Origin of the sequence: Serratia sp. N21D137, from assembly GCF_047530005.1 — a bacterium.
Lineage (GTDB): Bacteria > Pseudomonadota > Gammaproteobacteria > Enterobacterales > Enterobacteriaceae > Chania > Chania fonticola_B.
This window is the reverse complement of the sequence record NZ_JBLJAJ010000020.1, coordinates 44507-66937: the sequence shown is the minus strand read 5'-3', so window position 1 is coordinate 66937 and position 22431 is coordinate 44507. Positions and strand designations below refer to the sequence as shown.

Genomic DNA, 22431 nt, shown 5'->3' with positions numbered 1-22431 from the left:
TCTAAGCTGAAATTGCTTCAGCTATAAACATGATCTTTATCTGATTAATTTGTTAGATATGATTCAGTATTCATAATTTTTCCCGCTATAAGTCACGCAAATTTTGTTTTTTCCATGCTCATTGTAGAAAAAGTGACCCTCATCGCATTTTAAAATGGGCTAAGAACTTAGTTTGTGATGGTTTTGCTAAAACCATTCAGCTAACCAGGAAGGAACAATAAATGAACAAGCTTACTGTACTTTCGCTCGCTATCTCCTTGATTTCTGGCTATGCCGGTGCTCAAACTATCGTATTGACCGACAGTGAGAACGGTATTGAACTTGGCAATTGGCGGATTGACAGCTCACAGCTGAAAATTCCCGCACCGCGTTTCAGCCTGCAACAGCAAGTCTTGCACGGTGGCAAGCAAGAGGGATCGAAAGTCCTTACCCTGACGAGTGAGGGGTTGACCATCACTCTTAGCCCAACGCGCGGTATGGATATTCTGCATGTCAACGGTTCCGGCGTAAGGCTGGGGTGGGATTCGCCGGTGACCGAAGTGGTCAATCCGGCTTATATCAACCTGGAAAGTCGCAACGGGGTGGGTTGGCTTGACGGCTTTAACGAAATGATGGTGCGCTGCGGCTACGAATGGACCGGGCATCCGGGCGTAGAGAACGGCACACTGTATACGTTACATGGCCGTGCAGGAAATACTCCGGCTTCCAAGGTGGTGGTGGATATTGCTGAAAAAGCGCCGTATGAAATCCGTATCCGCGGCCTGCTGAAAGAGAATACCTTTAAGAAAAGTAATCTGGAAACCTGGACTGAGCTGCGTTACGTTCCCGGCACGCAGCAGTTTACGGTTCACGATCGTCTAACCAATCATGCTGATTATCCGCGTGACTATCAGATTATTTATCACAGTAACTTCGGTAAGCCGCTGCTGGAAGAGGGAGCCGTGTTCAGTGCGGCAATCAAGGAGATTTCGCCGTTTAATGATTATGCCAAGGGCGGTTTGAAAGACTGGCATACTTACCAGGGGCCTACCAAAGGCTTCGATGAGATGGTGTTCAACATCGTGCCTTACAGTGATCCGCAAGGAAAAACCCTGGCGATGATGAACAACAAGAAAGGGGATCGGGGAGTGGCAATTGGTTTTGATACCCGACAGTTACCGGTTTTGACGTTGTGGAAAAACACGGATACTGAACGTCAGGGCTATGTTACCGGGATCGAGCCAGGGACCAGCTATGCGTACCCGGTAAAAATCGAACGTGAGCAGGGGCGAATCAAACAGTTACAGCCCGGAAAGAGTACCGATTTCGAGCTGACTTACACTTTGCTGAAAAATGCTGAACAAGTAAAAGAGTACCAAAACAAGATAAAAACGCTGCAAGGTGACCGTGCCGTTAAACTGGTCGATACTCCAATTGCGGTGGAATAGCGTCTGGTGAGGGGGAAGCCGGTCAAGCGACCGGCTCTTTGGCGTCAAAGCAGCAGTTCGTAGTGGACTTTCACCACCACTTTCTTGATGTTTTTTGGTCCAGCTATCTGGCATCCGGGCTTGTGTGGCTCCAATGGGAAAAAGATCACGTACATGCCCGGCGTCAGATTCAGGGTTTGCGCGCCGCGTTTGATATCCAGCCATTGCAGATCTTTGCTTTCATCGTAAGGATCGTTGCTTTCCCAACTGTCTGGCAGGCCAAAATCGATCCGCTCTTCGCCGCCGATCAGGATCTGGATATCCAGATACTCCTGGTGAAGCTCGGCGCGTTTGCTTTCTGCTGGCTCCGTCATTAGCTCCATCACGTTCATAAACACCCGATCACCATCGATCTCGTGCCGGCCCAACGGCAGGTTAGGCAAATCATACTGACGTACGGTATTGAGGATATTGGCTAAAGCGGGTGAGAGACCACGCCCGAAGCGGGGGTTGTACAAACTGCCATAGATCATCCTGATTCTCCCTAATAAATAAAAGACCTGCAGAGAGTATGTCTATTATTGTTCAGGAAAAAAGTTAACTGGCTTGCAATCATACAACCTTTTGAGCGAGGCGCCGGGGGCTTGCTGCCAGGCGCCAGCGGGCTCACGAGAGGCTTTCAACTTTTGGCTTTGGTTTGATGGTTAGCGTGGCCCCAATCGAGGCGGTAATGATGGCGGCCAATGCCAACCATTGCGTTTGGTTTAGGTGTTCGTTGAGGAAGATCATGCCGGAAAGGGCGGCCATTGCCGGTTCCAGACTCATCAGGGTGCCAAAGGTACGGGCGGGGATCTTGGGTAACGCGATAATTTCCAACGAGTAAGGCAACGCGGTAGACAGCACCGCGACGGCCAACGCTACCGGTAGAATATCCACGTTCAACAGCGCACTGCCGGTTTGCCAGGCACCGATCGGGCAGAATACGATGGCGGCGATCAATGACCCCACGGCTACGGTGCCCGGTCCGTGATCTCCCCCGGCCTTCTGGCCGAAAATAATGTATATCGCCCAGCAGGCACCGGCACCCAACGCACAGGCTGCCCCCACGGGATCGATACTGCCCATATCGTGGCCAAGCGGCAGCAGAAACCACAAACCGGCAATCGCCAGCGCCACCCAGATAAAATCGATCGGGCGGCGGGAAGAGAACATTGCCACCGCCAGCGGACCGGTAAACTCCAGCGCCACCGCAATGCCCAGTGGCACCGTGCGTAATGAAAGATAAAACAGGTAGTTCATCGCCCCCAGTGACAGACCATAGATCAGCAATGGCAACCGGCTACCGGCGGCGAAACGCATGCGCCACGGACGGAAAATGATAAACAGGATCAGCGTACCGATGCTCAGGCGTAGGGTGGTGATGCCTTCGGCACCCACCAGCGGGAACAGGCTTTTGGCTAATGAAGCCCCGCTCTGGATCGAGATCATTGCAATGATCAGTAAACACACGGGCACCAGCGTGGAAGACGCTTTAGTGGTTACAGACGAAGACATCCTTTCTGGCCTTATGGAGCTTCCCAACGTCTGGGAAGGTATTGAGTACAGGTGTTGCACAGTGTAAAGGAATTGGCAGCAAGGTGTTGGCGAAAAACGGGGGGCCGAGTTGAATCTGTCAAAAATATGCGCCAACTTGGTTCAAGCAAGCAATAAGTGCGCTTTTTTTAAGAGTATTCTGGAACTCGGATAGGTGATTCGCGTCACAAAAAGGAGTATAATTCGCGAAAAATGTAGGAAAATTAGCATGCTATAGTGTTCTTGAAATCTTCTGTTACACGATATAAAGATTTAGACACTCATTTAAAGGCAGAGTTTCACGCTAATTTTTGCTATATTTTCAATGTATGAGAAATTGAAGCACTTTAATAATAAAACGCGTTTGAGGTGGTTATGAAAAAAATTGCATGTCTTTCCGCAGTAGCAGCTTGTGTATTGGCCGTAACAGCAGGTACCGCATTTGCTGGTGAGAGCACCGTGTCCGCTGGCTATGCCCAGGGCGATCTCCAAGGCGTTGCCAACAAGGCCGACGGTTTCAACCTGAAGTACCGTTACGAGTACGACAACAGCCCACTGGGTGTGATCGGTTCTTTCACCCATCTGGAAAAGAACGGTTCTGAAGACGGCTTCTACAACAAAGCACAATACAACTCCATCACTGCCGGCCCGGCTTATCGTTTCAACGATTGGGCGAGCATCTACGGTGTGATCGGTGTGGGCTATGGTAAATTCACTTCCAACGCTCAAAACGGTACTGACAACAACAACACCAGCGACTACGGCTTCACCTACGGTGCTGGTCTGCAGTTCAACCCAATGCAACAGGTTGCTCTGGACGTGGGTTACGAGCAGAGCCGTATCCGCAGCGTTGACGTTGGCACCTGGAACGTGGGCGTAGGTTACCGCTTCTAAGATTTCCCCATGCCTTCGGGCATGAGCGCGTGGCCTTGCTGGCCATGCTCAATAAAAATCCGCCTCTTAGGGGCGGATTTTTTTTGCCAGTAACAGATTGAAACTGCAGACAAACGTGTTAATCCATCGATTTATTTGGCTTGCCCAATACCGTGGTCGGTTGCAATGAAAAACGCGCCGTACGGGGATCGCGCTCATATCCCTGCGGCTCGGTCAGCAGCCCATAGAGCTCTGGCCGACGGCCGTGGATCCAACGCCGCCCGCTGCTCATGGGGATTAAGCTCAGATCCATATCGGCGGTGACCATGGCGTCCTGCGCCGCCCAGGTCTCTGACAGGATACGGCCATAAGGGTCCAGCAGCATCGCATTGCCGGTGCGCACTTCATCATCGTCTCGCCCCACGCCGTTGCTGAACAAAATAAACAGGCCATTATCATGGGCGCGAGAAGGCAGCCAGCGCAGTAGCCAACCGCGGCCAGTTTCGCCGCGAAAAGCCTCTTCGATAGCCGTCGGATTTTCTTTACGTTGCTGCCATAGCGCCAGCGGTATCGGCTTCATTCCGTGCGGGCTGCGTGAATTTGTCCCCCCGGTTTGGTGAGGCGCGAACAGAATATCGGCACCCAGCAACGTGGTGGCACGGGCGTTCTCCACCAGGTTGTTGTCCCAGCAGATCAGGATCCCCATGCGTACGCCCCAAGGGGTATCAAACACGGTATAACTATCGCCTTTAGCGATTAGCGGGTGTTCAAAAGGATGGAGCTTGCGGTGCACATGGGTTTGGCCATCCGGCAGGCAAACCGCATAAGCGTTGTACAGCTGGCCGTCTTCACCCTGCTCAATCAATCCAACGCCGATGGCCATCTGGTACCGTTCTGCCAGTGGGCGGATGCGCGCCAACGAAGGACTGGTGGCGATAGGTTCAGCTAAAGCGGTGATTTCGCTGTCGGCCAGATGGCGTACGTGCCAGTAGCCGGTAATGCACATTTCCGGGAAGGCGAGGACCTGCACATTATCGGCGGCGGCCTGGGCGATAAAGTCTTCCATAACGCCGAGATTGTAGTTCTTGTCGTTGGCGCGGTGTTGAAATTGTACCGACGCAGCACGAAGGGTCGTGGTCATAGCAAGCTCCTGTGGGGTTTTTTGTCCGTTAATTACAGCAGCCGTATCTATTACTGTATAATCAATTAAAATCCTATTTTGATAACCTAATGGAATGGATAATCGTCAACTACGTGCCTTTGTTGCCTTGGCCGAACTGGGGCGCTATCACCTGGCTGCTGAGCGGCTCTGCATCACCCAGCCCGCGTTGAGCAAGCAAATTCAAGCCATCGAACTGCAGTTGGGCACCCGCCTGTTTGAACGGGGCCGGCAAGGTGCACAACTGACTGCCAACGGTACAGCTCTCCTCCCCAGAGCGCGGGAATTATTGACCCATTACCAGCAGTTTCATCTTTATGCGTTGCAGGTAGTGAAGGGGGAAACCGGGCGTCTGGCCTTAGGCTTTGGGCTTTCCAGTTTTCATCTGGCCCCGCAACGGGTGGCAGCTTTTCGCCAGCGCTTTCCTACGGTGGTGGTGGGCCTGGAGGATCTTCCTTCGGAACGGCAATACCAATTGTTGCTAAGTGGCGATCTACAGGCTGGCTTTGTGCGTTTGCCCGTTGTTGCTCCTCTGCAGGCACTGCCTTTGCTGAACGATCGGCTGGTGCTGGCCGCACCGCGAACGATGGCGTTGCAGGAGGAGAACCTGTTGGCGGATTTCCACCGTTTGCCTCTGTTGCAGTTGGAACCTTCGCGTGGCCGAGGGTTGAGTGAGCAAGCGCTGCGTTTTATTGCCGCTCAGGGGCTGCGGGCAAACGTGGTGCAGCAGGCAGAGGACATCCAAACCTTGCTGGCGCTGGTGGCGGCGGGGATAGGCGTGGCCCTGTTGCCACATAGCATTGCGTTTATTGCTCCGGCTGGGATCGACATTCTGCCGTTGAGCGGCGAGCAGACGCAGTGGCAGGTTGGGCTGGCGTGGAACCCGCAGCGGCCTGATGCGCTACGGGATAATTTTATCCAGGATATCTTGGACTCAGAGCGGTCGGTATAACACCACCGTTGGCAGTTGGTGGTATTCGCTGCGGTGGCTTGCCACAAAGCCGACTTTTTTCGCCAGGCCAAGCGAAGGGCGGTTATCCGGCGAGATGATACAAACGACTTTGTCCTGTGAGAAATTCTCTTTGGCCCAGACCAGCGCGGCGTTCAAGGCTTCGGTAGCATAGCCTTTACCGTGTGCAGCCGTGATCAGCGTCCAGCCCATTTCGGGGACATCGAGTGCGGGTTGAATATCTCGGTGAAAATCGGCGAAGCCAATGCCGCCAATATACCTGCCGCTGTTTTTCTCCCGCACCGCCCAGTAGCCGTAACCCAGCAATTTCCAGTGACCGATATAGCGTAACAGGCGGCCCCAGCTGTCCTCCTTGTCGCGTGGCGTACTGCCGATATAGCGCACCACCGCAGGATCGGCCCACATGGCGGCCAAATCGTCAAAATCTTCCAGCCGGTGGGCATCCAGGATCAGACGTTCGGTGATCAAGGTGGGGGCAACGGTGTGAATGGTCATGGCTCGCTTCCTGAACAAGAGAAAAGGCGCTGCCGGAGCAACGCCTCAAGATACTCACCACTGTAGCCGAACTGCTTTGGCTCTAGCAATACCGGGAAGTTACACTACCAGCCACAGCAGCCAGGTAAAGACGAAGCCACTTAAACCGAGCAGGGTGGTTAATACCGTCCAGGTTTTCAGGCCATCGGCCACTGACAGGCCAAGGTATTTGGTGACAATCCAGAAGCCGGAGTCGTTAACGTGGGATAACCCCAGACCGCCAAAGCAGGTGGCGAGCGTGACCAACACTAGCTGCATCGGGTTAAGCCCGATAACCGCTTCGGACAGCAACCCGCCGGTCGTCAGAATGGCGACGGTAGCCGACCCCTGCGAGGCACGCAGTGCCAGCGAGATGATAAATGCAGCCGGGATTAACGGCAGGCCAATGGTGGTCAGCACATCTGCCAGTGCTTTACCCACGCCAGACTCGACTAGCACCTTGCCAAACACTCCGCCCGCACCGGTAACCATGATGACTACTGCCGCTGTCGGTAACGCGCCTCCCATCACATCGCTGGTGTGTTGCAGGCTCCAGCCGCGACGGATAGCCAGCAGATAGAACGCCAACACCAGGGCGATCATTAACGCTACGCCCGGTGAGCCGATTAATGACAAGGCATCACGCAGCGCTGAACCTGGTGGCAGCATGGTGGCAGAAACGGTGCCCAGCATAATGATGGCGATAGGAATAACGATCAGCGCGGTAATCAACCCGGCGCTCGGCGGATTGATCCGATCGCTGAGTGGGGCTTTGCCCTCTGGTGCTGGCTCAGGGGCTGCCAGTTGCAACTGTTCCAACACCTCAATGGAGAGGGGGTAGGCTTTACGGTTGAGATATTTTGCCGCGAAGTAACCGATAACGCCCACCGGGATACAGATGACCAGGCCGATAATGGTCAGCCAACCGATATCGGCATTCAACAGCCCCGCCGCCGCGACCGGGCCTGGATGTGGTGGCAGAGCAACGTGGACCGTCAGCATCACACCGGCCATTGGCAAGCCAAACTTCAACGGTGAGACTTTAGCCACTTTGGCAAAGCCATAGATGATCGGGGCCAGGATGATAAAGCCGACGTCGAAAAACACCGGAATGCCCAGGACGAATGCGGCACTGGTTAGCGCGGCAATGGTGCGCTTTGGCCCCAGCGCTTTGCTGAAACGCTGCGCCAGGGATTCTGCGCCGCCCGAATGTTCGATCATTCTACCCAGCATGGCACCCAGGCCGATGATAATGGTCACCGAGCCGAGTACACCGCCCATCCCGGCGGTCATCACTTTCATGACTTCACCGGTTGGGATCCCGCTGGCAAGCGCGACCAGTAGACTAACGACCAGCAGGGCGACAAACGGCTGAACCTTCGCCTTGATGACCATCAATAGCAGCAGTACGACACCCAGTACGGCAATGATCAGTAGCATAGTTGGAGACATAGCATAGCCTTTAATTCAGGTAAGAGTCCGGCACCGCGATCGCCCTGGGGCGATACGGGTGCGTTTATTTTTTATGTTATTGGAACTGGTGTTGGCGCTACGAGTTCTTGATTACAGGTAAGGTTTCACCCAACCCAGACCCGCCGTCGTTTCTCCACGAGGTTTATATTCACAACCGATCCAGCCTTGGTAGCCCACCTTATCCAACTGGGCGAATAGCCAAGGATAATTCAGCTCACCGTCATCGGGTTCATTACGGTCTGGCACCGAGGCGATCTGGATATGGGCATAGCGCCCGGCCAATGAGGCGATCAGATTGCCGATATTGCCGTCCACCAGCTGCGCGTGGAAGAAGTCGAACTGAATAAACACGTTCGGGCGATCGATGGCGGCCACCAGCTCTGCCGCCTGATGCTGGCTGGAGAACAGATAGTTGGGCTTGATCGGTGGGCTGAGCGCTTCGATCAACACCTTGATGCCGTGAGGGGCAAAGGCGTCGGCGGCGTAACGGATATTGCTGATAAAGGTTTCCCGATAGCGTGCAATATCTTCCCCTGGCGGCACTACGCCAGCCATCACGTGAACGCTAGGGCACTTGAGGGCGATGGCATATTCCAGAGCGCGATCGATATCCGCACGGGCATCCTGCTCGCGGCCTGGCAATGCCGCCAGCCCCCATTCGCCTGCGCCCACATCGCCCGGCGCGGTATTGAACAACACCTGCTGTAGACCATTTTGTTGCAGTTTATCCGCCAGTAGATCGGCAGGGTAATCATAAGGGAACAGGAACTCTACCGCTTTAAATCCGGCCGCCGCAGCGGCATCAAAACGATCCAGAAACGAGTGCTCGGTAAACATCATTGATAAATTGGCAGCAAATTTTGGCATGGTTCAGCTCCGTAACTCGGCAATTTCATCATCGGTTAAATAGCGAATTGGGCGGTTGCCGAGGGTGAAAATCAGCTTGGCCGCATCTTCCATTTCTTCGGTATTGTTCGCGGCTTCCCGCAGGCTCTCACCGGTGACCACGGGGCCGTGGTTCGCCAACAGGAAAGCCTTGTAGCTTGGGGCCAGCTTGCCCAGATCTTCCGCCAGCCGCAGATCGCCGGGGCGGTAGTAAGGCACCACCGGCACCTGGCCGACGCGCATCACCACATAAGGGGTGAACGGCTTGATGGCGTTTGCCGTATCCAGCCCTTGCAGACAGGAAAGCGCGGTCAGATAGGTGCAATGCAGGTGCACTACCGCCTTGCACGCCGGGTTGTTCTGGTACAGCGCGCGGTGAAAGCTGATCTCTTTCGAGGGCTTGTCGCCAGAAATCCATTCACCGCTCAGGCTGACTTTCGACAGCTTGTCTGCCTGCAAATCCCCCAGGCAGGAGCCCGTTGGGGTGGCCAGCAGGGTACCGTCTGGCAACAACAGCGAAAGGTTGCCTGCTGAACCGGTAGCGTAGCTGCGCTGGAAGAACGAAGCCCCCAGGCGCACCATCTCTTCCCTTGCCAGCCGTTCAGTGTCAGCGGTCATCGTCATACTGAAAACTCCGTTTGTGCTCTGGCGAAAAAGTTTTCATCGCCGAAGTTGCCCGATTTCAGGGCCAGTGATACCGGTTGTTCGATTGCGCGTACCCAAGGCACGCCTGGAGAAATACAAGGGCCGATATGGAAGCCGCGGATCCCCAATGCCTGTGTGACCACGCCAGAGGTTTCACCGCCGGCGACGATAAAGCGGCTGAAACCCTGTTGTTGCAGGCGTTTAACCACTTCGGCAAACAGGGCTTCTACCGCCTGGCTGGCGGCTTCGGTGCCGTATTGCTGCTGGGTTCGTTGCAGTTGCTCCGGTTCGGCGGTGGCATACAGCAATGGGGCCAGTGGCTGTGCGGCCTGCTGTTCTACCCAGGAACTTAGCTCGGCTGCGTAGGCGCTGCGATCGCCTGCGGTGATGCAGCGAGAGACATCAATGCTCTGTGCCGGAGCCTGCTGGCGGTAGCGTGCTACCTGCTTGTTGGTCATGGTGGAGCAGGAGCCGGAAAGGACCACTGCTTTCTTCCCCTGTGGCGCTCCGGCAGATTGGGCTTTTCCCTGACCCGGCTGCGCCCATTGGCGGGCAATGCCGATCGCCAGCCCTGAACCTCCGGTGACCAACTTCATGGTTTTCAGCGCTTCGCCCTGTGTCAGCAGATGCTGTTCGTTCAGGGTATCCAATACCACGTAGCGCACGCCAAGCTGTGCCAGCTGTTGCAGTTTTTCCTGCACTGCACCGGCTCCACGATCCATCTCTGCCGCGTTGACCAGCCCGCAACGCCCGCTGGCCTGGGCCTCCATCAGTCGCATCAGATTACTGTCGGTCATTGGCGTCACCGGATGGTTGCGCATACCGGATTCCGACAGCAACTGGTTCATCACGAACAGATAGCCTTGATATACCGTGCGGCCATTTACCGGTAGCGCAGGGGAAATCACCGTTTGCTGTTCGCCAAGCGCATCGAGCAAGGCGTCGGTAACGGGCCCGATATTGCCTTGGGCTGTGCTGTCGAAGGTGGAACAGTACTTAAAGTAGAACTGGCGGCAACCCTGGCGCTGTAACCAGGCTAAAGCCTGCAACGACTGCTCGACCGCCTGGTCGACCGGGCAGGAGCGCGATTTCAGGCTGATCACCACTGCCTGCGAGTCGACAGGGGTATCATCCTGCGGTACGCCATTGAGCTGGACCGTAGGTAAACCGTTTTCCACCAGGAAGCTGGCGATATCGGTGGCACCGGTAAAGTCGTCTGCAATCACTCCGAGTAACATTATGAGTTCTCCTTATTCTTTGGCAGTTCGATCCCGGCGAAGATCTTGATCACTGCGCTGTCATCTTCCTTGCCGAAACCTGCGTTGCTGGCGGAGGTGAACATGTTGAACGCCGTGGAGGCTAATGGCAGCGGGAAGTGCAGCGCTTTGGCGGTATCGGCCACCAGCCCAAGATCCTTGACGAAGATATCTACCGCAGATTTTGGTGAGTAGTCGCCATCGACCACGTGGCGCATACGGTTCTCAAACATCCAGGAGTTACCCGCGGCGTTGGTGACCACATCGTACATCACGTCCAGCGGGATACCGGCGCGTGCGGCCAGCGCCATCGCCTCAGCACCGGCGGCAATGTGTACGCCTGCCAACAATTGATGGATGATCTTGACCGTTGCCCCCAGGCCGATCTCGTCGCCGATGCGGTACACTTTCCCGGCTACGGCATCCAGCATCGGTTGCAACTGGGCAAAGGTGCTCTCACTGCCCGAGGCCATCACGGTCATTTGGCCAGCCGCGGCCTTGGCTGCACCGCCGGAAACCGGGGCATCCAGCATCGGCAGGTTATACGCCAACAGTTTCTGTTCGATCTCCTTGGCATCCGCAGCAGCAATGGTGGATGACACCATCACCGGCGTATTGGGTTTCAACTGTGCCGCCAGGCCGTTATCCCCGAACAGGATCTGTTTTACCTGGTTGGCATTAACCACCAACAGCAGCACCGCATCCAGTTCGTTTGCAAAGTCTGCTGCGCTGGTGGCGGCCTGTTTGGCACCGGCTTGCTTTAGCGCCGCCAGTGCCTGAGGGTTGAGATCGACGCCATAGGTAGTCAGCCCGGCATTGATGCAGGACGTTGCCGCGCCCATGCCCATTGAACCTAAACCGACGATACAAACTGCGTAGTTTCCTGGTTGTGCCATGATGCACCTCTGTTAATTTTAGTGATTATTTGTTTTGATGTGTTAAATGTAAGCGTTATTGACGCGGATATCGGTGATCACCTTCACAATTATTAACAATGCAACAGACGGTCGAAAAAACGGTTACGCTTGCTAACATAATGCTTTTAAATGTTTTTTATGTTTATGACTGACTTCACAGCCTGAAAAGCTTTACTACCGTCGCACGAAAATTGACGTAAAATCACAATTATTATCATCGTAGTCACAGAGGGGGAACCGTGATACCTGTTGAACGCCACCAACAAATTTTGGCGCTGGTGTCCGAGCGCGGCGCAGTCAGCATAGCTGAACTGACCGAAAGGCTCGGGGTCTCACACATGACCATCCGGCGCGATCTGCAAAAACTGGAAGAGCAGGGCAGCGTACTGCCCGTTTCTGGCGGTGTGCAGTCGGCCGAACGAGTGGCGATTGAGCCTTCGCATCAGGATAAGGAAGGGATGTTCAGCCAGCAGAAAGCTGCCATTGGGCAACTGGCCGCGCGGCAGATCCCGGCCAACAGCTGCATCTACCTGGATGCAGGCACCACCACGTTGGCCCTGGCTCGTCAGCTCGGCGATCGTGACGATATCACTGTGGTGACCAACGATTTTGTTATTGCCGCCTATCTGCTGGAACATAGCCAGTGCAAGCTGATCCACACCGGCGGTACGGTATGCCGGGAAAACCGTTCCTGCGTGGGGGCCGCTGCGGCTCAGGCTTTACGTAATCTGTTTATCGATCTGGCGTTTATCTCTGCTTCTTCATGGAGTATGCGTGGTTTGTCTACCCCGAACGAGGATAAGGTGGTGGTGAAAAACGCCATCGTTGAGGCCAGCCGCCGTCGCATTTTGCTAAGTGATACGTCCAAATATGGCAAAGTGGCCACCTATCTGGCGCTGCCGATTTCGGTCTTTGAGGTGATTATCACTGACGATCACCTGCCGGAAGCGGCGCGTGAGGCGATTATGCAGGCAAATATTACGTTGCTTACTGCGATGCAGTGACTTTCAATCCCGCCAATCTGATAAACACCGGGGTGGTTATCGCTGCCCCAAGATCGTGGCTACAGACTTCACAGCAGATAATCCAGGCATTGAGCCGCAATAATTCCATCACGTCCAGGTGCCAGCCGGTGGCACCGTCAGCCCGCTACTACATAATATTTACCTATAAAAAATTAATGAGTTATTTTTATGGATTCACCTTAATGCGGTGCTGATATACACCCTAATGAGTATGGTTAATACCAGGTTATATCGCTATGTAAAGTCAGTGTCATGTCAAGGCGGTTATCTGGCAGAGTGACAGGTTAAAAACATTGATTTAAATGATAAAGGTTATCAACGCTAGCCGAAAACATCGACTTTCCCAGTCCTGTAAGATCTTTGTGATGGTTAAATCTGCGATATTTTTACATTAAAACAGGCTATGCAAGGTGTTTTGGTGAATTTTTTCGCTAAAAATAAATTTATGGCAACATAAAAATCTATCCTTGTGAAATTTAACGAATCAATATATCAATAATCAGCGTGTTTCGATAATCTTTGTTTTGGTCATGAGAAAATTCTTATTCCAGGGAGAAGGAAAAATGCCACAGTTAATGACAATTACCCGCGGTCTATTTACTAGCGATAAAAACGTTCACGAAGGCTTTTTTTTAATTTCAATTAAATGATTTTATTAACGATTAATGCCTGGGCTGTCTGTTTTTATAGTGAAAGTCGTGAATATAATGAAATATAAGCTTAATGACCGTATTATCTTCGATGTCGATAGCGGAACGCTGAGTTTGAGCGATCTGTTTGACGATACTGTCACCATCTCCAACCCATCCAAGCGCTTGCTGCAGTTACTTATTGTCCACCAGGGCGATGCCGTGAGCCGTGAAGTGATCTTCAAAAAGGTGTGGGATGATTATGGGATGATTTCCAGTAACAATAATCTTAACCAGTGCGTGAGCAAGTTACGTAGAGTGATCAAGGCGCTGGGAATTGATGAGGAGGTGATCGTCACGGTTCCCAAGGTGGGTTTTATGCTGCACAGCGAAATCCAGATTGTGTCTTGTGAAGATGATAAGGATACGCCGATCCTTGGTGCCGAACCGCCGGTATCAGTCGCTAAAACCATACCCGTGGTGGTAGGCAAGGTGTTCTCCCGTGCTTCCTTGCGCTATGGTTGGGGGATGCTGGGCTTCGTGTGTGTGGTGTTGGCAGGCATAGCGTTCTATATTTTCAATCCAAGTATCCGGCAAGAGAGCTATCTGGGTAAATCGGGTAACTGTGCGGTATTTATGTCGTACTCCACGGTTCGGGCAGATCCGGCATTCAGCGATGATGTGCTGGCGCAGGTGGCAAGGCAAAAAATCCAATGCCAGCCGGATGAATACCTGTTGCTGATACGTGGAAATCAGGTGAAGTCGTATATTTCTGGCATCTCACGGCTATTTTTTCTCCGCTGCAAGATTTTGCGAGAGCATAAGATTGAACTTTGCTCTGGTCTGGAAAGCGAATCCTCCCTGTAATTGAATGATGCTGATTGGCTGGCGGGGTGAACGACCGACAGCCAGAGTATTGTGACCTTAGAATAAACCACTTCATTAGCGTTATCCGCCCTCTTATTCCGCTGGCTCACTATCCCGAAACAGTAATGCCCCTCACCCTAGCCCTCTCCCAAAGGGAGAGGGGACCGAACGTGCCACAACTTTATTACGGCACACTGCCTCAACCCTCTCTCTGCACACTTCTGCACCTGTAGTACCGCCACCCTCGTACAAAAGGAGAAGGGACCGAACGCGCCACAATTTTATTACGGCACTCCGGCTTTGCATCAACCCTCTCTCTGCTCACTTCTGCACCTGTAGTACCGCCACCCTCGTACAAAAGGAGAAGGGACCGAGCGTGCCACAATTTTATTACGGCACACTGCTTCTGCATCAACCCTGTCGCAGCTTTTCTCTGCACTTGAACACGGCACCGTACTAGCTCCCTCGCCCTTTGGGAGAGGGTTGGGGTGAGGGGAAATGGGTTGCCTTAACTGACAGGCAATAACTGTACAGGCTGATTTTTCACCAGAATGGACGCCGAATAACGGTAGTTATAACGTGATTAATGTTTGATCGAATTAATCTAGGATAATTCTGCTACTCGCCTTGCATGGGTGGGATTTCTATCCTTAATTGAGTGTTAAAAATATTAAATACAGGATTTAAATCTAAACATTTCACATTTACTAGTTAATGATTATCTTAATATTTATTTGGGTTAAGATTTTTCTCGCCAAGTAGGACGAGAGGCATACTCACGTTGCATATCAATACTTGGCGTTATCCCGCTAGCAACTGGCAATACCGGAGTGAGTGGAGATGACAAAGATCGGTACATTTAACGGACAATAGAAATCTATAACTTAGGGAGTTTTACCATGAAAAAGATCACACTTGCTCTGGCAATCGTTTCAGCATTCGCAGTAGTGGGCACCGCTCAGGCAGCAGACGTTACCGCACAAGCCTTGGCTACCTGGTCAGCCACTGCCAAGAAAGATACCACCAGCAAGTTGGTTGTGACGCCAATCGGCAGCCTGTCTTTCCAATATGCTGAAGGCATCAAAGGCTTCAACAGCCAGAAAGGTCTGTTCGACGTGACTATCGAGGGCGAAGGAACCGCCACCGATTTTAAACTGACCTCCAAGTTGGTATCCAATACTCTGACTCAGCTTGACACCTCGGGTTCTACCCTGGAAGTCGGCGTTGACTACAACGGCGCTAACGTAGGCAAAACCGCTCAAACTACCATGATCGACGTTAAGGCCGGTGTTCTGGGTGGTAACCTGAGCGCACTGTCTGCAGCTTACGACAAAGCCGTTCGTACCAGCGCGCAGGACCAGTTCACTTTCACCATTATCGGCGCAACTGCTGATGGCACAACTGCGGTGACGGATTTCAGCACCCTGCCTGAAGGTATCTGGAGTGGTGACGTGAGCGTAGAGTTCAACGCTACCTGGACTACCGCATAATCTTTTCCCCAGAGTAATGCGTCCTAACAGGGGGGAAACCCCCTGTTTTTGTCAGCTAAAGAGTTTGGAATACCGCTATGAATCGTTTCTATTTTTCTATTCCCCTGTTGCTGTCTCTGTGCCACAGCGCTTTGGCGCTGGATGTTGGTGCGATCAGTTCCTTTATGCCCAGTAATAGCGCGACGCTAAGTAAAGAAATTAAAAATACGACGGATAGCGGCCGCCTGGTGAATATAAAAATAGAAAGGATTTCCGACCCGACGGAATCGGGCACCGTGATCCCGATGGTGACGAAAGACGAAATGCTGTTGTCACCCGCCAGCCTGATGATGCCAGCCAACGCCAGGGACGTGATCCGTTTTTATTATAAAGGGCCAGAAGATAATCAAGAACGCTATTACCGGATTGTCTGGTTTGATCAGGCATTAACCGATGCGGGGCAGAATACCGCCAAACGCAATGGCGTGGCCACCACCTCGGCGCGTATTGGCACCATTTTAGTGGTTACGCCACGTCAGGTTAATTTTAATCATCAGTTTGCCAATAACAAAATCACCAATACCGGCAATGCCACCTTCAAAATGGTGGCCTACGGCCCCTGCAAGAATAAGAAAGAAGGCAGCAACTGCAAGGAAAACTATTTTGTCATGCCAGGTAAAGATCGTGGCCTGTCCAAAGTGGATATCAATGATAAGAAAAGCCACGTTGCGCTTTGGTATGGAGAGCAATTTATTCAAGTCAAATAACACTGAGTTGGGCTGCCACGGGATGTTGCAGTAAAGGGATGCATAATAGTTCAAGGAGTTAGACGTGAAACTAGCACTGGATAGTGCATTACTCAAGATATCAGTAGCGGTGGGGATGAGCGTTATCCCGGCCGTGATGATCCCTGGGCAGTCGGCTCTTGCCGCCGGGTTAACCCAAATTGATGGTGTGTTGATCCCCCAGACTTTCAGCATGGCATTGCGCGAGGGGATGAGCATCCCGTTATTGCTGCATTTTGAACAAAACAGCACCCTGAAAGACGATCAACGCATTGGGCGCGCATTGCTGGTGCTTGATGATAACCATCTGAAAATCAGCGAAATTACCCTGGAAGATAACGAGGGTGGCGCACAGTTGACCGCCGCGATCACCAAGCAGCTCAATGCGCTCAATGATGCCAACTTTGACGATAAGCAACGCATCACGCTGTCGGATGATGCTTGGCTGGCGTTGGATTTCCGCCAGTTGAACCTGCAATTGGTGGTGAAGCAATCGGCCCTGGGGACGGTATTGCGTGAGCGCGCCAGTGATATTGGTGCGTCGAGTGTTGATGAGATAAGCAGCACGCTAGCCTATAACCTGGGCATTTACGATAATCGCACCAAAGCCAGTGAAGGTTTTACCTCCAGCTATTTATCGCTGAATAACGTCACTTCTCTGCGTGAGCATCATGTGGAAGTGAACGGTTCTGTCTATGGGATTGGCAGCAGCAACCAGGATTCGACGCTGTATAAGGTGATGTATGAGCGTGACTTCGCTGGCCGACGCTTTGCCGCAGGCATGCTCGACAGTTGGAACCTGCAATCGTTGGGTCCAGTGACCACCATCAATTCGAGCAAAATCTACGGCATGTCCTATGGCAGCCGTGCCAATTCGACGGTGTTTGATAATACCCAGTCGTTAACGCCGATTGTCGCTTTCTTCCCCTCGGCGGGGGAGGTTCACCTGTCGCGTGATGGCCGCCTGCTCAGCGTACAGAATTTCTCCATGGGTAACCACGAAGTGGATACCGGCACGCTGCCTTTCGGTATTTACGATGTGCAGGTTGAGGTGATCGTCAATGGTCAGGTGATCAGCCGCCGTATGCAGCGGGTTAACAAACTCTATAGTCCGCTGCACGCCGCGGGTGCGCCGATGTTCTGGCAGTATTGGGGCGGTATGGTGCGTATGGATGAGTGGCATGGCGACAACGATCGCTTCGCTGAGGCTAAAGATAGCTACCTGCTGGGGGCTTCAGCCTCTGGCAACCTGTCTCGCTTTAACTGGGCGCTGTCCGGCTATTCCCTGGACAGTACTTCGGTGGCGGAAGGCCGTTTAAGCATACCGATCATCGATGCGGTGCAGGTTAGCACGCAGAGCATGGTAGCCACGGACCGATCCTGGACGCTGATCAACACCGTGAGCGCCACGCTGCCCGGTGGTTTCAGTACGCTGTGGGCCAACGAAGAAAAAACGGTGATCGGCAACAAACTGCGCCAAAACGATGCGCATAACCGGGCGATCGGCGGCTCGCTGAACTTGGGGGCGATTGTGCCTCACCTCGGCACGCTCAGCGTCAGTTATAACGACGACAAGAAAAATAGCAGCCATTATTACAACGTGGATTACTACCAGAATCTGTTCACCGGCCGTTACGGCACGCTGGGCATACGTGCGGGGGTACAGCGATACAATAATGGCCATTCCGGCGGTAATACCGGCAAGTACATTGCGCTCGATTTCTCCTTGCCACTGGGCAACTGGTTCAGCGCCGGGGTTTCTAACCAGAACGGCTACACCACGGCCAATATTGCGGCGCGTAAAGAGATTGCCGATGGGCCGATCCGAACCGTGGGGGCCAATTTGTCGCGCGCCATCTCCGGGGATACCAACGGGGATAACAGCTTTAACGGCGGTGCCTACGCCCGTTTTGACACCAAGTATTCTACCGGCACCGTCAACGTTAGCAGCTCCGCAGACGGCTACGTGAATACCAGCCTAACCGCTAACGGCAGCGTCGGTTGGCAGGGGCGTCATATCGCGGCAAGTGGACGCAATGAAGGTAACTCAGGGATTATTATCAATACCGGCCTGGAAAATGAAGGCATGCTGACCGCGCGCGTGGATGGCCGCGTCGTCAAGCTGACCGGCGACAAGAACTATCTGCCCCTGTCCCCTTATGGTCAGTATGTGGTGGAGTTGATGAACAACAAAAACTCGGCGGAAAGCTTCGATATCGTCACCAATCGTAAGAACAGCCTGACGCTGTACCCGGGCAACGTGGCGGTCATCGAACCGCAAATCAAACAGATGGTCACGGTATTTGGCCGTATCAAGGCCGAGGATGGCACGCTGCTGGCCAACGCCAATATCAACAACCATATCGGGCGTACCCGTACGGATGAAAAAGGGGAGTTCGTGATGGATGTGGATAAGAAATTCCCGGTAATCGATTTTACCTACCGCCACAATCAAAGCTGTGAGGTGGCGCTGGATCTGAGCAAGGCACAGGGTGCGGTCTGGGTAGGCGACGTGGTTTGCCGCGGCTTGAAGTCCTACGCCAAAGTGGGCCAACCAGGAGATATGAACAATGAAGGCTAATAGCATACGTTTGGCGCTGTTGATCGGCGGCCTGCTGAGCATCGCCCCGGCGCAGGCGGTGAACCCGACCAATCTGGGAGATGCCGCCACGATGAAGTTTGTCTTTGTTGAGAACAATGCGGACGATAACTTCTTTGTGACCCCGGCAGGGGGGCTAGATCCGCGTATGACCGGTGCCAATAAATGGACCGGCCTGAAATATGGCGGATCCGGCACCATTTATCAACAGAGCCTGGGCTACGTCGACAATGGTTTCAACTATGGTCTGATCGCCAACTGGCGTTACGATATGTGGCTGGAAAATGCGCCGATCAAAAATCCATTTCTTGGCCTGCGCTGTATCAACTGGTATACCGGTTGCAATATGGAAACCAGTCTGATCCTGCCAGAGACCAGCGATGAAAAAGGGTTCTATGGGGTGGTTGTTACTCCCGGGAATCAAAAATGGATGCACGGCATGATGTCACCGAGTTTTTATCAGTACCTCAGGCAGATGGGGGCTGGTGAGTCATTCAGCATGCAGATCAACGGCTGTCAGACTTCTGCGGTCTACAGTGCCAGCAGTGGCGAACGCTGCAAGGATCAAAGCTCAGGCACCTGGTATCGACGTACCGTCACCCATGCCAAGGCGGCACACCTGCGCTTCATCAATACCAATGCGGTATCGGAAGTGTTCGTCAACAGCGATGGGATACCGATCATCGGTGAAGGTAATGCGGACTGCCGCAACCAAACCGTCGGTGCCCGCAGCGGTATCATGTGCAAGATGGTCAGCTACGATCTGCAAACGGATGGCAGCGTCAGTAACACCTCGATCCATATTTTTCCGTCGATCAACCATGCCGCACTGTCATCGGCGGTTAATGCGGCCGATCTGCAATTCAGTTTGAATGGCAACAGTTGGAAAAATACCTCGGGTACCGGCAGCTACTATACGTTTAACGAGTTGAAGAGCAGCAATGCCGTTTACGTGTTTTTTGCCAGTAACTTCTTCAAACAGATGGTCAAGCTGGGGATCACCGACGGCGGTACGCACGATCTGATTAACTTCCGTTTCCAGAACACCACCTCGCCGGAATCGGGTTGGTATGAGTTCTCGACTTCTAACCAACTGATCATCAAGCCTCGTGATTTCAGTATCAGCATTATTTCCGAGGATTTCGATAACAGCCCGCACCGGGAAGGCTATGTTGGCCCTTCAGAGCCACCGTTGGAATTTGGTTATATTGTGACCACTAGCGCCAAGACCAATGCCGATCAGGTCAGGGTGATGGCGACCGGCCCAACGCAGTCACTGGGAGGGATCAACTACTGTATTTTCTCCTCGCCAGACAATACCACGAAGGTTCCATTCCCGGCCCAGCTTAGTATTACTACCAGCACGGGGACGGAGCAGGTGTTTGATGCCGGTTGTGACAGCCAGTGGCACGATATGACCAACGCCCTGTGGAGCAGCACACCATGGAACGATATTTCCGGTGACGTGGGGGTGATGAACAAGACCAAGGTCAAGTTCAGGATCCCGATGAACGCACCGATCTCGCTGAAAACGGTGGAAGGTAACGCCTGGTATGGTGATGTGCATGCCGCCGGTGAAATCCACGTTGAGGCAACCTGGCGCAATATCAATTAAGGGGATGATGTGAAAACTCTGCTGCTATGGCTAATCTTCCTGCCCTTTACCGCCGGGGCGATCAACGTGGGCACCATGACGTTTGCGATGGATCAGGATCAGTCCTTTGTCGCCAAACGGGTGTTGAACAATAACGCCAGCGCCCGGTTTTATCAGGTTTCCATTCGTGCCATCGATCGGCCAGGGGAGCAAGAGGTGCGAACCCGACCGGCAGAGGGTGAATTGCTGTTTGCCCCCAAGCAACTGACGCTGCGGGCAGGGCAGGGGGAATATTACAAGTTCTACTACCATGGGCCGAAGGATAATAAAGAGCGTTATTATCGTGTCTCATTTCGCGAGGTACCGACTAACCTGCTGACCACCGGGCAGAGCAACAAAGCCGGTGCCAATCTTGAGCCGATCGTGGTAATGGATACCATTCTGGTGGTCAGACCGCGTGTCACCCAGTTTAACTACCAGCTTGACAAGCAGCGCGGTACGCTCAAAAACACTGGTAATACCTTTTTTAAGTTTCTGCTGAAACCCGGTTGTGATAGCACTGATGAAGAGGGGATCACCGAGTATTTACGCCCAGGGGATACGCTGTCGCATCCGGGTATCAAACTGCAAGGTCAGAAATTTATTATTTATAACGATAAGTTTATCAACGTGGATAAAAGTTGTATTTAATTAGCCAGATTGGATTTTATTGACCATTCGGCAAGGAACGCGGGTTTCAGGTGGTTTTTATAAACTAAAAAATAAAATATTTTCAATTGGATAATTAATTATGTATGCCTTCTATAACGAGACCTCTATTCTCTTTGAGCCCCATCCTTTGGTAAAGATCGGCCTGCAGGCGTTGATTGACCCGAAAAATAAAAAAATCAGCCATCTAAGTCGACTGAAAGATATTGTCTCATCACTCAATGATAATGAACAGCAAACGGTTATTATGGAGCTCTACCATCATACCGAAGAAATTTATCAGGTAGTACGATTCGTGTTGACCTTCGGTACGCTTTGGCCAAAGGCGTCTTTGGTGGTTTTCACCGATATCATCAACCCGGATATTTTGTCGCTGCTTGCAACGCAAAAACACCTCTCATTAGTGGCCAAGCGCGATAGTGTGAATTATTTACTGGCAGCCATTTCGGCGGCTCATCCCACCGCCAGTTATCGTAGCCCAGCGATGCGGCAACTGTTGTTGCAGGAACTGCGGCCATTATCAGGTTGTGAATGGCGTATCCTGGGATTGATGGTTGCCGGAGCCAATGCACAGCATGCCGCTCAGGTTATCGGGCGCAGCTATAAGACCGTCTGCACCCATAAGCTGAATATTATGCGCAAGTTGGGGCTGAATCAGGTTGGCTTTATGCAGCTGCTGTTGGCGTTCAGAACCCGCTACTGGGATGAAACTGCCATTTCGGGCATACATCCTGCTCCACCTCACTGAGAGAGAAGGGCTCTTTCTCAGGTAATGCCAGTTGCGTTAGTTCAAACAATTCCACTGTCAATCTACCTGGCTTAAATCAGTGCAAATCACTTTTATTCTGGTTTTATTCTTCATTCCAGGATTTATATTAATGATATATATAACACTGGTAAGCGAACCGTTCGCTGTTTTACATTACAAGTGACTATAAAACGACCAGTCTGGTGTTATTAATAGCGTGATAATATTATCATTTCCGGTGTTAAGTTGAGAATTTACTGGTTATATTAAAGAATTTCTCATGAAAGATCCGAAAGTAAAACATTTTAGCTGAATTTTATTGTCTTAATAAATGCTAT

20 protein-coding genes are annotated in these 22431 nt (G+C 52.5%); 11 read left to right on the top strand and 9 right to left on the bottom strand.

Annotated features, from left to right (window positions below; genetic code table 11):
• Nucleotides 1–221: 221 nt before the first annotated feature.
• Nucleotides 222–1427, top strand: a complete 1206-nt coding sequence (locus ACMV5H_RS16375; RefSeq protein WP_414822105.1) for an aldose 1-epimerase family protein — start codon at nt 222–224, stop codon at nt 1425–1427.
• 44 nt (nt 1428–1471) lie between these two features.
• Here ACMV5H_RS16375 and nanQ read toward each other — a convergent pair whose 3' ends face one another.
• Entirely contained in the window at nt 1472–1939 is a 468-nt protein-coding gene (gene nanQ / locus ACMV5H_RS16370) for an N-acetylneuraminate anomerase (RefSeq protein ID WP_021180520.1), read from the bottom strand.
• A 133-nt stretch (nt 1940–2072) separates the two neighbouring features.
• On the bottom strand, nt 2073–2960 hold the full coding sequence (gene rhtA / locus ACMV5H_RS16365) for a threonine/homoserine exporter RhtA (RefSeq protein ID WP_414822104.1): 888 nt from the start codon (nt 2958–2960) through the stop codon (nt 2073–2075).
• A gap of 393 nt (nt 2961–3353) precedes the next feature.
• On the opposite strand from rhtA, the gene ompX reads away from it, so the two are divergent.
• Nucleotides 3354–3872: an outer membrane protein OmpX gene (ompX, locus tag ACMV5H_RS16360; protein ID WP_021180522.1), complete on the top strand. Its 519-nt coding sequence runs from the start codon at nt 3354–3356 to the stop codon at nt 3870–3872.
• Between the two features lie 118 nt (nt 3873–3990).
• Here the strand turns inward: ompX and ACMV5H_RS16355 are convergent, their stop codons facing one another.
• Nucleotides 3991–4992, bottom strand: coding sequence for a nitrilase family protein (locus ACMV5H_RS16355; protein ID WP_414822103.1), 1002 nt, complete (start codon nt 4990–4992; stop codon nt 3991–3993).
• A gap of 94 nt (nt 4993–5086) precedes the next feature.
• Here ACMV5H_RS16355 and ACMV5H_RS16350 point away from each other — a divergent pair, with 94 nt between their 5' ends.
• Nucleotides 5087–5962 carry a LysR family transcriptional regulator gene (locus tag ACMV5H_RS16350; protein WP_115159214.1) on the top strand — a complete coding sequence of 292 codons (876 nt, stop codon included), beginning with the start codon at nt 5087–5089 and terminating at the stop codon, nt 5960–5962.
• On the opposite strand, the gene ACMV5H_RS16345 is transcribed toward ACMV5H_RS16350, so the two are convergent.
• From ACMV5H_RS16345 to ltnD, 6 genes are all read right to left on the bottom strand, one after another.
• Complete coding sequence (locus ACMV5H_RS16345; protein ID WP_021805116.1) at nt 5945–6475, bottom strand: GNAT family N-acetyltransferase; 531 nt, start codon at nt 6473–6475, stop codon at nt 5945–5947. The two genes, ACMV5H_RS16350 and ACMV5H_RS16345, sit on opposite strands and share 18 nt — an antisense overlap.
• Before the next feature lie 99 nt (nt 6476–6574).
• Nucleotides 6575–7945, bottom strand: coding sequence for a GntP family transporter (locus ACMV5H_RS16340; protein ID WP_059200275.1), 1371 nt, complete (start codon nt 7943–7945; stop codon nt 6575–6577).
• Nucleotides 7946–8056: 111 nt separating this feature from the next.
• Complete coding sequence (locus tag ACMV5H_RS16335; protein ID WP_021180527.1) at nt 8057–8833, bottom strand: HPr family phosphocarrier protein; 777 nt, start codon at nt 8831–8833, stop codon at nt 8057–8059.
• Between the two features lie 3 nt (nt 8834–8836).
• Nucleotides 8837–9469, bottom strand: a complete 633-nt coding sequence (otnC, locus tag ACMV5H_RS16330) for a 3-oxo-tetronate 4-phosphate decarboxylase (RefSeq protein WP_414822116.1) — start codon at nt 9467–9469, stop codon at nt 8837–8839.
• Nucleotides 9470–9471: 2 nt separating this feature from the next.
• A complete protein-coding gene (gene otnK, locus ACMV5H_RS16325) occupies nt 9472–10734 on the bottom strand; it encodes a 3-oxo-tetronate kinase (protein ID WP_115159215.1) in 1263 nt (420 codons plus the stop codon).
• A complete protein-coding gene (ltnD, locus tag ACMV5H_RS16320; RefSeq protein WP_414822102.1) occupies nt 10734–11648 on the bottom strand; it encodes an L-threonate dehydrogenase in 915 nt (304 codons plus the stop codon). Before ltnD ends, otnK begins: the two co-directional genes overlap by 1 nt.
• Before the next feature lie 260 nt (nt 11649–11908).
• Here ltnD and ygbI point away from each other — a divergent pair, with 260 nt between their 5' ends.
• The 8 genes from ygbI to ACMV5H_RS16280 all read left to right on the top strand — a co-directional run bounded on the left by ygbI (nt 11909) and on the right by ACMV5H_RS16280 (nt 22093).
• Nucleotides 11909–12673 (top strand): DNA-binding transcriptional repressor YgbI, encoded by a 765-nt coding sequence (ygbI, locus tag ACMV5H_RS16315; RefSeq protein ID WP_021180531.1) that lies wholly within the window; start codon nt 11909–11911, stop codon nt 12671–12673.
• 728 nt (nt 12674–13401) lie between these two features.
• Nucleotides 13402–14190, top strand: coding sequence for a winged helix-turn-helix domain-containing protein (locus ACMV5H_RS16310; RefSeq protein ID WP_037375075.1), 789 nt, complete (start codon nt 13402–13404; stop codon nt 14188–14190).
• 899 nt (nt 14191–15089) lie between these two features.
• The gene (gene ecpA / locus ACMV5H_RS16305) at nt 15090–15680 is read left to right on the top strand and encodes a common pilus major fimbrillin subunit EcpA (RefSeq protein ID WP_021805109.1); all 591 of its coding nucleotides are present in this window, start codon (nt 15090–15092) and stop codon (nt 15678–15680) included.
• A gap of 77 nt (nt 15681–15757) precedes the next feature.
• Nucleotides 15758–16426: a hypothetical protein gene (locus tag ACMV5H_RS16300; RefSeq protein WP_115159216.1), complete on the top strand. Its 669-nt coding sequence runs from the start codon at nt 15758–15760 to the stop codon at nt 16424–16426.
• A 115-nt stretch (nt 16427–16541) separates the two neighbouring features.
• Nucleotides 16542–19025 (top strand): fimbrial biogenesis outer membrane usher protein, encoded by a 2484-nt coding sequence (locus ACMV5H_RS16295; RefSeq protein ID WP_051363686.1) that lies wholly within the window; start codon nt 16542–16544, stop codon nt 19023–19025.
• On the top strand, nt 19015–20658 hold the full coding sequence (gene ecpD, locus ACMV5H_RS16290) for a fimbrial adhesin EcpD (protein WP_115159217.1): 1644 nt from the start codon (nt 19015–19017) through the stop codon (nt 20656–20658). The genes ACMV5H_RS16295 and ecpD overlap by 11 nt, the downstream gene beginning before the upstream one ends.
• A gap of 9 nt (nt 20659–20667) precedes the next feature.
• Nucleotides 20668–21327, top strand: coding sequence for a hypothetical protein (locus ACMV5H_RS16285; RefSeq protein ID WP_414822101.1), 660 nt, complete (start codon nt 20668–20670; stop codon nt 21325–21327).
• 100 nt (nt 21328–21427) lie between these two features.
• Nucleotides 21428–22093, top strand: a complete 666-nt coding sequence (locus ACMV5H_RS16280; RefSeq protein WP_223501168.1) for a LuxR C-terminal-related transcriptional regulator — start codon at nt 21428–21430, stop codon at nt 22091–22093.
• Nucleotides 22094–22431: the final 338 nt, after the last annotated feature.

Excerpts from the sequence above, each read along its gene's own strand:
- ltnD (WP_414822102.1), bottom strand. The coding sequence starts at position 11,648 with ATGGCACAACCAGGAAACTACGCAGTTTGTATCGTCGGTTTAGGTTCA.
- ACMV5H_RS16295 (WP_051363686.1), top strand. The coding sequence starts at position 16,542 with ATGAGCGTTATCCCGGCCGTGATGATCCCTGGGCAGTCGGCTCTTGCC.
- otnC (WP_414822116.1), bottom strand. The coding sequence starts at position 9,469 with ATGACCGCTGACACTGAACGGCTGGCAAGGGAAGAGATGGTGCGCCTG.
- ACMV5H_RS16340 (WP_059200275.1), bottom strand. The coding sequence starts at position 7,945 with ATGTCTCCAACTATGCTACTGATCATTGCCGTACTGGGTGTCGTACTG.
- rhtA (WP_414822104.1), bottom strand. The coding sequence starts at position 2,960 with ATGTCTTCGTCTGTAACCACTAAAGCGTCTTCCACGCTGGTGCCCGTG.
- ecpA (WP_021805109.1), top strand. The coding sequence starts at position 15,090 with ATGAAAAAGATCACACTTGCTCTGGCAATCGTTTCAGCATTCGCAGTA.
- ACMV5H_RS16345 (WP_021805116.1), bottom strand. The coding sequence starts at position 6,475 with ATGACCATTCACACCGTTGCCCCCACCTTGATCACCGAACGTCTGATC.
- ompX (WP_021180522.1), top strand. The coding sequence starts at position 3,354 with ATGAAAAAAATTGCATGTCTTTCCGCAGTAGCAGCTTGTGTATTGGCC.
- ACMV5H_RS16310 (WP_037375075.1), top strand. The coding sequence starts at position 13,402 with ATGAAATATAAGCTTAATGACCGTATTATCTTCGATGTCGATAGCGGA.
- ecpD (WP_115159217.1), top strand. The coding sequence starts at position 19,015 with ATGAAGGCTAATAGCATACGTTTGGCGCTGTTGATCGGCGGCCTGCTG.
- ACMV5H_RS16355 (WP_414822103.1), bottom strand. The coding sequence starts at position 4,992 with ATGACCACGACCCTTCGTGCTGCGTCGGTACAATTTCAACACCGCGCC.
- ACMV5H_RS16300 (WP_115159216.1), top strand. The coding sequence starts at position 15,758 with ATGAATCGTTTCTATTTTTCTATTCCCCTGTTGCTGTCTCTGTGCCAC.
- ACMV5H_RS16335 (WP_021180527.1), bottom strand. The coding sequence starts at position 8,833 with ATGCCAAAATTTGCTGCCAATTTATCAATGATGTTTACCGAGCACTCG.
- ACMV5H_RS16280 (WP_223501168.1), top strand. The coding sequence starts at position 21,428 with ATGTATGCCTTCTATAACGAGACCTCTATTCTCTTTGAGCCCCATCCT.
- nanQ (WP_021180520.1), bottom strand. The coding sequence starts at position 1,939 with ATGATCTATGGCAGTTTGTACAACCCCCGCTTCGGGCGTGGTCTCTCA.
- ACMV5H_RS16350 (WP_115159214.1), top strand. The coding sequence starts at position 5,087 with ATGGATAATCGTCAACTACGTGCCTTTGTTGCCTTGGCCGAACTGGGG.
- ACMV5H_RS16375 (WP_414822105.1), top strand. The coding sequence starts at position 222 with ATGAACAAGCTTACTGTACTTTCGCTCGCTATCTCCTTGATTTCTGGC.
- otnK (WP_115159215.1), bottom strand. The coding sequence starts at position 10,734 with ATGTTACTCGGAGTGATTGCAGACGACTTTACCGGTGCCACCGATATC.